The sequence below is a fragment of the Actinoplanes awajinensis subsp. mycoplanecinus genome, assembly GCF_001509495.1.
In the GTDB taxonomy this organism is placed as follows: Bacteria; Actinomycetota; Actinomycetes; order Mycobacteriales; family Micromonosporaceae; genus Actinoplanes; species Actinoplanes palleronii.
Genome location: NZ_LLZH01000085.1, coordinates 283,355 through 292,792, shown reverse-complemented (window position 1 = coordinate 292,792; position 9,438 = coordinate 283,355). Strand labels below are relative to the sequence as shown.

Here is a 9,438-nt window from a genome sequence, read left to right as displayed (position 1 = left end):
CGGTGAGGGTGGGGGTGCGGGAGGGGGCTGAGCTGCGGGAATGGCACGGATGAGGGGGAAAGGGTGACCGATCGGGCTAGCGGAAACGGATGATCGGGTCGCTGACGTGCGGGTTCTGATGGGCCGCGCGCCGGTAGCCTGACAGGCGACCGGCCGGGGGGCGATGGTGCTGCAGTGGGACGTCATCGGCGACGCCGAGCAGAGTGTGCTCGCTGATCCGGTGCGCCTGCGTTCGGTGCGGCGGCTGGGCGGCGCCGGGCCGGACGAGGCGTTCGACCGGGTGGCGATGCTGGTCCGCATGCTGGTGGACGCCCCGCTCGGGGTGGTCTGCCTGGTGGACGCCGAGCATCAGTTCCTGGTCGGCCAGGTCGGCATGCCCGAGCCGATCGCCAGCGAGCGCACCATGCCGCTGACCCACTCGTTCAGCCGGCACGTGGTGGTGGCCGGCGAGATGCTGATCATTCCGGATGTCCGGATGGACCCGCGGACCCGCGGCAACCCGTCGATCGAGCAGCTCAGCGCGATCTCGTACGCCGGAGTGCCGATCACCGACCCGGACGGGCTGGTGGTGGGCGCGCTGGGCGCCGTGGACCACGAGCCCCGGGAGTGGACACCGAGCGAGATCACGCTGCTCACCGAGCTGGCCGAGGTCTGCTCGTCGGAGGTGTGCCTGCGGATCGCCCGGGCCACGGCCGAGGAGAGCCGCCGGGCCGCCGAGTCCGCCCACCACCAGCTGGCACTGCTCACCGACCTGACCGAGTCGCTGGCCGCGACGATGGACCTGGACGAGGCGATGCGCCGGCTCGGGCGGATCGTCACGGCGCAGCTGGCCGACTGGTGCGTGGTGACGTACGCCGACGAGCCGAAGGGCGCGCCGCAGGTCAGCGCGGCGCACCGGGATCCCGGGCGGGCGGCCGACATGGCCCGGCTGGCGACTCTGGCGGCTCGCTCACGTACCGACCTTGAGGCGATCATGCGGGCGACCCGGCGGGACGGCGGTTATCCGGTGCGCCGGGTCGACGGCTCGGCGAAGCTGCGCGACCAGCTCACCGACGCCGAGATCGCGGAGCTCGCGATGGCGGCCGGGCTCGGCTCGTTGATGGTCGCGCCGATCATCTCGCCGGTGCATCGGCTGGTGCTGGGCGCGGTGCTGCTGGTCAACGGGCCGGACCGGGCGCCGTTCAGCGCCGCCGACGAACGCATCGCCGCGGAGATCGGCCGCCGGGCCGGGCTGGCGGTGGAGAACAGCCGGCTCTACCGGGAGCAGCGGCACGTCGCCGAGGTGCTGCAGCGCAGCCTGCTCACCGAGCTGCCGCAGCTGCCCGGGGTGGAGCTGCACGCCCGCTATCTGCCGGCGCAGGACGGGGCCGCGGTCGGTGGTGACTGGTACGACGCGTTCGCCCAGCCGGACGGCAGCGTGATGGTCGCGGTCGGCGACGTGTCCGGGCACGACATCGAGGCCGCCGCGACCATGGGGCAGTTGCGGAACCTGGTGCGGGGGAACGCGTACGGGCGGGACGACGAGCCCGGCGTCCTGCTCACCCAGCTGGACCAGGCGCTGTGCGGACTGCGGGTGCCGGCCTCGGCGACCGCGGTGCTGGCCCGGGTCCGGCAGTCCTGGTCGGGGTATTCGATCAGTTTCGCCAACGCCGGCCACCCGCCGCCGCTGCTGCTCCTGCCGGACGGCCGGGTGCAGGTCTGGTGGATCCCGCCGGAGCCGCTGCTCGGGCTGCCGCCGCACCAGGCGCGCACGTCCACGGTCCGGTACGTGCCGCCCGGTTCCACGCTGTTGCTCTACACCGACGGCCTGGTCGAGGACCGGGAGCAGCTGCTGGACGACGGGGTGGCCCGGCTCGCCGAGGTGCTCCGGACCAGCGCGGTCTATCCGGGTGACGAGCTGTGCGCCCGGTTGCTGGAGGTTGCCCCGCGCCGCAGCGACGACATCGCCCTGCTGCTGGTCCGTCTGACCGGCGAGGTAGGTCCCGGCTGAGGCGCCGCGCGAGCCCGCAGTCGATCAAGGCAACAGGCAGGACCGCAGTGAATCAAGGCCGCCAGCAAGATCAAGGCCGCCGGGGAGATAGGACCGGGGAGATCACGGCCGGGGAGACAGCGGCCGGGGAGACAGCGGCCGATCAGAGGGGTGGCTCGGCGAGCACCGGTGGTCCGCCATGCGTCCACGGCGTCTCCGCCGGGTCCGGCAGCGCGCCGCTCCGCCGGAACTCCTCGCTCAGCGTGGTCAGCATCAGCCGCTCGCCCACCGCGGGCACACTTCCCGGCTCGGCGACCAGCTTGCGCCCCATCCCTCCGGACAGCTCCAGCAGCACGTCGGACTCCCCCGCCACCCCGGCCGGCGCGACCGACACCACACGCGCCTTCTGACCGGGCCGCGACGGTGAGGTCAGCGACGTACCCGGCTCCACCCGGACCACCTCCGCGGTCCGCACCATGATCCGGGGCCGCAGCACCGGCCGTTTGCCGCTGTCGTCGATCCGGTCCGGCGCCGCGAGCGTCACCGTCCCGGCGAACGCCGCACCGGCCAGCCGGTACTCGGCCAGCACCAGCGGGTCGTCGAAGGCCCGCTGCACCGCATACCGGGAGGCCGCGCTCTCCAGCCGCTGCAGCCGCGCGGCCGCGGCGACCGCGCCGTCCCGCCGGGGCTGGGGCGCGCCGCCCTCCGCCACGTGCTGGGCGAACGCCGTGTAGACGTCCTTGTCCGAGTCCCACCGCGTCGCCACCCGCTCCCCGACCGGCAGCCGGCGCAGCAGGGTCATGGTCCGCCACATCCGGTCCCAGGTGGGCAGCATCAGCTCGCGCAGCACCTCGGGCAGTTCCGGCGCGTTGCGCTCGATCAGCGGCGCCAGCACCCGGTTGTCGAAGTCCGGATCGGTGTCCGGCCCGGCAACCGGACCGTTCTCCACCTCCCGGGCCGCTTCCGCGCCCGATTCGATCCAGGCCAGGAGTACGCCGAGCTGAGCATCCTCGGCCCCGCTCTGCCCGGTCGCCCAGTGCAGCCCGAGCGCCTGGACCGCGTTGAGCAGCAGCGCCGAGCCGGGCACCTCGGCGCTGGTGGCGAAGAACGTGAGCCACCGGCCGAGCATCGGCACACCGGCCGGCACCGGGTGCTCGCCGTCCACGGTCCGGAACCGGGTGGACCGCCCGAACAGGCGCAGGAAGTCGATGCCGCCCGGGTTCGGCACCCAGAGCTGTGGCGCGTCGGCGTACCGGGTGCGGACGTCCTTGCCCCGGTCGATCGGGATGTCCTCGGTGGCGTCGGCGAACCCGTCGACGTACGCGACGAGCAGCTGGGCCAGCCGGTCGGCGAAGGCGAACCGCTCGTTGCGGTCCCGGGGCTGGGTGACCACGAGCAGTTCCGGTTTGGCCGGGTCGGTGCCGGCCAGCGCGGCCAGCGGCGCGTTCGCCTCGCCGGCCATCGCGAGCGGGACCAGCACCATCGGGTGGTCGTGCACGTGCAGGTGGCGCACGGTGGCGATCGGCTGCGCCCGGCCGGACGCAACGGCCTGCGCCCGGGCGAGCGCGGTGAGCGTGCTCAAGAAACGGCCGTCCCGAGAGAGGCGGCCGTCCCGAGTGCTTCCTCCCGCAACCGCAGCGCGGTCCGCAGCAGCGCGGCGGATTCGGCCTGGTCAGGGGTCGGTTCCTGCGATCCGGAGGCGAGGGCCAGCACCTCGTGCACGCTCTCGATCCCGCCCAGCGCCTCCCGCACCGGCCGGCCCAGCGACCCGGTCGTCCCGGTCGCCTCGTCCCGGCAGAACATCGAGAGTTCGCAGGTGGAGAGGCACTCCGGGGCATACCGCGGCGTCACCTCGCCGAGTGACGCGGTCAGCTCCTCGGCCGGCCGGGCCAGGTCGAACGTCAGCCCGGGCGGCAGCGCGTCGATCAGTTCGCCGACCGAGGCCAGCCGGGACAGCTGCCGGCGCAGGGTGGAGAGCTGCTTGCGGACGTCCAGCTTGACCGCCATCGGGCGCATCGCGAAGTTCTCCGGGCAGACCAGCACCACCTCGTGGTCGACCAGCAGCGGGTCCATGCCGAGCCGGCCGAGCAGGTCGCGCAGCGCGAGCACGTAGACGGCAGCCTGGGTCGCGGCCGCGGAGACCTTGGCGCTCTCCGCCTGCCCGTCGACGATCGCGAACGACTTGATCTCGACGACCTGCAGGCGGCCGTGGTGCGCGTAGGCCACCAGGTCCGGCTCGAGGTAGACGGTCTGCCCGGCCACCTCGAGGGTGAGCAGCGGGTGGTCGATGAGCGCCGCCTTCGCCTCGGCGAGCAGTTTCACCGTACGGTCGTGCCGGTCCCCCAGCGTGTCGTCGGAGTCCGCGCCGAGGTCCTGGTACCCGAGCTCGGCGTCGCCGGCGCCGAGCACCGAGCGCAGCAGCGCGCAGTCGTCGGCCTTCAGCCGCGCCTCGAACGCGTTGCCCCGGGTCAGCGCGAACCGGGACTGGCCGAAGCGGCCCGGAAAGCCGATCACCTCGGCGAGTTTCACCTTGTCGATGCCGGCCGCGTCCAGCACGGCGCGCCGGTCGCAGCCCGGATTGCCGGTCAGGGCGGAGATCGTCCGCGCGTTGTGGCGCTTGGCCTTGTTGGCAGGGCCGCGCAGCTGGTCAAGCCGGGTCATCAGAGCCGTTCCGATCACGTCAGGACTACGGGGAGATCGAGTCAGGACTACGGAGAGATCGAGTCGGGGCTTCGGGGATCGAGTCAGGGCTGAACAAAAGGGCTGAACGAGGGACCGAACGAGGGGCTGAACAGAATGAGACTGTAGATCTTTGTACCCGGCGGCGGCAATCGCACCACGTTTCACCCGCGAGAGGTGAATAAAACGCGCATATCAGTCACAAACCCGACGGCGCGCTAGGTTCGGGACATGCCGAAGGCCATCTGGAACGACGAAGTGATCGCGGAGAGCGAAGACACCGTGGTGCTCGAGGGGAATACCTACTTCCCGCGAGCCTCGGTGCGCGAGGACGTGCTCATCCCCTCCGACACGCACACCGTCTGCCCCTGGAAGGGCAAGGCGTCGTACTACACGCTGCGAGCCGAGGGACAGACGGCGGCGGACGCCGCCTGGTACTACCCGGACCCGAAACCGGACGCGTCAGCGGTCCGCGACCGCGTGGCCTTCCGCAAAGACGTGAAGGTGGAGATCTAGTCCCATTCGCGAGGCCCATTCACGCGATGCGCGGATGGGCCTCCTCGATCGCGGTGACCTCGAGATAGTCCAGCATGTCGCGCTGCTCCTCGGGATCCAGCGCCCGGAAGGCGGCATACGCCTCGGTCCGGGCGTTTGTCGTCTCCGCGGCCAGCAGCGCGATGATCGCCGACCAGGCCAGCGACACCCGGTCGAAGAGCCGCGCCCGGCGCAGCGAGGTGAGCCGGGTCAGCATCGCCACCTTGGTGACCGCGTCGTCGTCGGTCGCCACCCGGTCGTTGAGCTCGAAGAGCGCCCGGCCGCGATAGGGGTGCTCGGCCTCGACCATCCGGGCCAGCTCGGCGTTGTCCATCTGCTCGACCAGCGGCGCAGGCCCGCGCTGCGGCAGGCGTGGCCGGGGGCCCGGTTCAGCGTGCACGGCTGTCCCTCCCACTCTCGAAGCCGTTGCCCGGCACCTGGTGCGACAGCGTGGGAACGGCCGCGAAGGACGGGAACGGCGGTGCCGCCGGCATCACCGGAGCCTCGGCTTCGGCCAACTCGGCCGCCTCGACCGCATCCGCCGCCCCACCGGCGTCCAGATCTCCACCCAGCACGTTTTAGCCCTCCGTTACCGACTTGCGATGTTGACGTCCCATGAGATCACGGCCACGCCACTCTCGCGAGCACCCACCGTAGCGACTCCCGGCGCTCACTCGACCCGACGACCGTCGTAACCTTCAGGCAACGCATCGACGACCACGATCGAGGGGGTGCCGTGGAGACGAGTCAGCCGGACGACGGACCCACGCCGGAGTGGCGATCCGCGATGATCGACGTCTCCGACTCCACCCTCGCCGAGCTGGTCGCCCGCGACGACTCCGCGCTGACCCACTGCTTGCGCCGCCTCGCCGACGACCTGGCCGGCCCGAGCGAGCAGATCGCCGGCTTCAACTCGGCGCTCTGACCGGCCGGTTCCCGTTGCGCCCGTTCCGGATCGCCGACGCCGACCTCGCCGACCTCGGCGCCGGCCGGCCCTCGTCCGGCACTCTCGGCCTGCTGCGCAGAGCGCAGCTGAGCCGCCATCTGCTCCTCTTGCTGCAGCTGCGGCGCGCGGTTCCTGACAACCCTGTTTGGTACGTACGGTCCGGCACGATGACCGCGGCCGCCTTCGGTACGCGCGCTGCCGACCCGATGACCGGCCTGTGGGCGGCCCGCGTCCTGGCCACCGTGTCCTCCGAGCGTGCACCCGGCTGGGCGAACGCGCTCGGTGACCTCCCGGCACCGGCCGGGCACCCACTCACCGTCACGCACGCCGGGCGCGCGCTGGCGGTCCGCCTGGACGACAGCACCCCGTTCCGGCACCTGCTCGGCCTGGCGCCGACCGGCCCGCTCGCCCCCGGCGAGGTCGCGCACTGGCGGGCCGGCCTGGACGCGGCCTGGCGGATCCTGGTCACCCGGCACCCGGCGGCGGCCGGCCTGCTCACCGAGGTGCTGCGGGTGATCGTCCCGGCCCGGCCGGATCCGCTCGCCGAGGGGGTGAGCGCGACGTCGGCGGAGGCGTTCGGCGCGATCGCGATGTCCGCGCCGGTCACCGGTGCCGGGCTCGCGGTGGCCCTGCTGCACGAGACCCAGCACAGCGTCCTGAACGCGGTGCACGGCCTGTTCGAGCTGGTCGAGCCGGGTGCGGGGCTGCGGTACTCGCCGTGGCGCGAGGACCCCCGACCCGCCTACGGCGTTCTGCACGGGGTCTACGCGTTCCTGGCCGTGACCCGGTTCTGGCGCGCCGAACTCGCCCGGGGCGCCGGCGGGACCGAGGCGGCGTTCGAGTTCGCCCGCTGGCGGGTGGCCGTGTACGAGACCGCCGGGGAGTTGCTCGCCGGCGGCGCGCTGACCCCGGCCGGGGCCCGGCTGGTGACCGCGCTGCGGGACGAGGTCGAACCCTGGCTGACCGAGCCGGTCGACACCGAGGTGGTGCGCCTCGCCGGCCTGGCCCGGGCCGATCACCGGGCCCGCTGGCGACTGCGGAACCTGGCCGTCGCCCCGGACGACGTCACCGCCCTGGCCGGGGCGTGGCGGGCCGGGCACCCGGCGCCCGCGGTGGACTCCACGGTGACCGCGACCGCGCCGGCGGCCCGGCCGAGCGCCCGGCTGCGCCTGATCCGGGCGGTGTTGCGCGGCGACCGGCCGGCCGACGCGCCGGACGGTGAGCTGGCCTGCCTGGACGGGCGGTGGACGAGCGCGCTCCGATCGTACGAAACAGGTCTGGATCTTGATGGGGAGACGGTCTGGAGCGGCCTGGCCCTCGTCTCGCCGCATCTCGCCCTGCGCCGCCGGCCGGAGCTGGTCCGGGCCGCGTCGCTGGCCGTGCCCGAAGCGGACCTCGCGGCCCTGGCGGCCTGGCTCTCGGCCTGAGCGGACCGCGGACGCCGTGTGCACGTGCAGCGGAACGCGCATCGTCGATGTCCGGTTGCAAGTCGGTTGACCTGCTGCTTTGAGGCAGGTTGCGGGACCGAAACCCGGGTCCTATCACTCAACCCCGCCGCGACCGGACCGATCTGAGCGGCCGGAGGTGGATCGTGGCTCGCAGAGCACTGTTGGACCGGATGCGGCGCGTCGTCGACGACGTCGTTGTCTTGGCTTCGCTGGTACTGCTGGTGTGGCCCGCGGCGAACGCTGCGGACCCGACGCTGACGGCTCGGCTGGTGCCACTGGCCGCGGCCCTCTGCCTCGGCTTGGCCATGCTGCTGGTGGCGCCGGATCGGCCGCTGGTGCGCTTCGCGCCGACCGCCGCGGCGCTGACCGTGAGCGGCATCCGGCACGTCCAGGGCGAACTGGCGCCGGGCGCGATCTGGCTGCTCCTCGGGATGGCCGTGGCCGTGCTGGTCCGCCGCTGGTCCGGGGCCGGCACCGACGTCGCGATCATCCACGATCTGACCGCGCAGCGCGCGCTGCTGGCCCGGCAGGCCTTCCGCGACCCGCTGACCGGGGTCGGCAACCGCAAGATGTTCCTGGAGCGGGCCGAGCACGTGCTGGCCGAGGCGAGCCGGACGATGACCGCGGTGATCGTGGTCGACCTGGACGGCTTCCGCGAGCTGAACGACCTGCACGGTCACGAGGTCGGCGACAACCTGCTGCGCGCCGCGGCCGAGCGGCTCGCCGCGAACGTCCGCGCCAACGACACCGTGGCCCGCCTCGACGGCGACGAGTTCGTGGTGCTGCTGCCCGGCCTGGAGGACGAGCAGGCCGCGGTCGCGGTGGCCGAACGGGTGCTGCTCGAACTGCACCGGCCGCTGGAGGTGGACGGCATCACCATGCACGTCCGGGCCAGCGCCGGCGTGGCGATCACCCCCGGCGGCGACGGGATCGACCTGGTGCTGCGCGAGGCCGACCAGGCCCTGCACCGCGCCAAGCTGGACGGCGGCGGCGCGGCCCGGCGGTTCGACCCGGCGCTGTTCGCCCTGGAGGAGCAGCGCCGCAAGGCCGAGGGCGACATCATCCGTGCCCTGGACGAGGGCCAGTTCGAGGTGCACTACCAGCCGATCGTCGACCTGGACGGCGAGCAGACCGTCGGCGTCGAGGCGCTGGTCCGCTGGCAGCACCCGGAACGCGGCCTGGTCGCGCCGATCGCGTTCCTGGAGATGGCCGAGTCGCTCGGCCTGCTGCCCCGGCTCGGCGGCTGGGTGCTGGAGGAGGCCTGCCTGCAGGCGGTCCGCTGGCAGCGGCAGTTCCCCGGCTTCGAGATGAACGTCAACCTGTCCGCGTCACAGCTCAGCAACCCGAACCTCGTCGCCGAGGTCCGCGGCGTGCTGGAGCGCACCGGCCTGGAGCCGGAGCACCTGGTGCTGGAGCTGACCGAATCGGTCGCGCTAACCGACCTGGTCGAGTCGGCGCGGGTGCTCACCGACCTGAAGTCGCTCGGCGTGCGGATCGCCCTCGACGACTTCGGCACCGGCTTCTCCTCGCTCAGTCACCTGAGCGCGCTGCCGGTGGACGTCGTCAAGATCGACCGGTCGTTCGTGCAGGCGATGCCGGAGAGCGGCGGGGCGTCGGTGGCCGAGGCGGTGCTGCACATCGCGCGGACCTTCAACCTCGCGCCGGTGGCCGAGGGTGTCGAGGACGCCGCGCAGGCCGAGTGGCTGCGGGACCTGGCGTGCAGCCGGGCGCAGGGCTACCACTTCGCCCGGCCGATGCCCGCCCTGGGCGTCACCGAGCTGCTCGACAAGCAGGCCGACAAGGAGATCCCGCTGGCCGGCTGATCCGCTTCCCGAGCGGCGGCTTCAGAACGGCGGCTTCTG

At 73.0% G+C, this 9,438-nt stretch carries 9 protein-coding genes; 5 read left to right on the top strand and 4 right to left on the bottom strand.

Annotation, left to right across the window (positions count from 1 at the left end; genetic code table 11):
• The first annotated feature begins 163 nt into the window (after positions 1 to 163).
• Positions 164 to 1,990, top strand: coding sequence for a GAF domain-containing SpoIIE family protein phosphatase (locus ADL15_RS13175; RefSeq protein ID WP_067689053.1), 1,827 nt, complete (start codon positions 164 to 166; stop codon positions 1,988 to 1,990).
• 142 nt (positions 1,991 to 2,132) lie between these two features.
• Here the strand turns inward: ADL15_RS13175 and ADL15_RS13170 are convergent, their stop codons facing one another.
• Entirely contained in the window at positions 2,133 to 3,551 is a 1,419-nt protein-coding gene (locus ADL15_RS13170; protein WP_067689052.1) for a hypothetical protein, read from the bottom strand.
• Positions 3,548 to 4,630 (bottom strand): hypothetical protein, encoded by a 1,083-nt coding sequence (locus ADL15_RS13165; RefSeq protein ID WP_067689132.1) that lies wholly within the window; start codon positions 4,628 to 4,630, stop codon positions 3,548 to 3,550. The genes ADL15_RS13170 and ADL15_RS13165 overlap by 4 nt, the downstream gene beginning before the upstream one ends.
• 249 nt (positions 4,631 to 4,879) lie before the next feature.
• Between ADL15_RS13165 and ADL15_RS13160 the strand changes: the two genes are divergently transcribed.
• On the top strand, positions 4,880 to 5,164 hold the full coding sequence (locus ADL15_RS13160) for a DUF427 domain-containing protein (protein ID WP_067689050.1): 285 nt from the start codon (positions 4,880 to 4,882) through the stop codon (positions 5,162 to 5,164).
• Positions 5,165 to 5,183: 19 nt separating this feature from the next.
• Here the strand turns inward: ADL15_RS13160 and ADL15_RS13155 are convergent, their stop codons facing one another.
• Positions 5,184 to 5,582, bottom strand: a complete 399-nt coding sequence (locus tag ADL15_RS13155; protein ID WP_232344054.1) for a hypothetical protein — start codon at positions 5,580 to 5,582, stop codon at positions 5,184 to 5,186.
• Entirely contained in the window at positions 5,572 to 5,757 is a 186-nt protein-coding gene (locus tag ADL15_RS13150) for a hypothetical protein (RefSeq protein WP_067689045.1), read from the bottom strand. Before ADL15_RS13150 ends, ADL15_RS13155 begins: the two co-directional genes overlap by 11 nt.
• Before the next feature lie 161 nt (positions 5,758 to 5,918).
• Between ADL15_RS13150 and fxsA the strand changes: the two genes are divergently transcribed.
• The 3 genes from fxsA (at position 5,919) to ADL15_RS13135 (ending at position 9,399) form a co-directional block, all read left to right on the top strand.
• Positions 5,919 to 6,107, top strand: a complete 189-nt coding sequence (gene fxsA, locus ADL15_RS13145; RefSeq protein ID WP_067689041.1) for an FxSxx-COOH cyclophane-containing RiPP peptide — start codon at positions 5,919 to 5,921, stop codon at positions 6,105 to 6,107.
• A 14-nt stretch (positions 6,108 to 6,121) separates the two neighbouring features.
• Positions 6,122 to 7,555 (top strand): aKG-HExxH-type peptide beta-hydroxylase, encoded by a 1,434-nt coding sequence (locus ADL15_RS13140; RefSeq protein WP_067689039.1) that lies wholly within the window; start codon positions 6,122 to 6,124, stop codon positions 7,553 to 7,555.
• A gap of 164 nt (positions 7,556 to 7,719) precedes the next feature.
• The gene (locus ADL15_RS13135) at positions 7,720 to 9,399 is read left to right on the top strand and encodes a putative bifunctional diguanylate cyclase/phosphodiesterase (RefSeq protein ID WP_067689036.1); all 1,680 of its coding nucleotides are present in this window, start codon (positions 7,720 to 7,722) and stop codon (positions 9,397 to 9,399) included.
• Positions 9,400 to 9,438 lie beyond the last annotated feature (39 nt).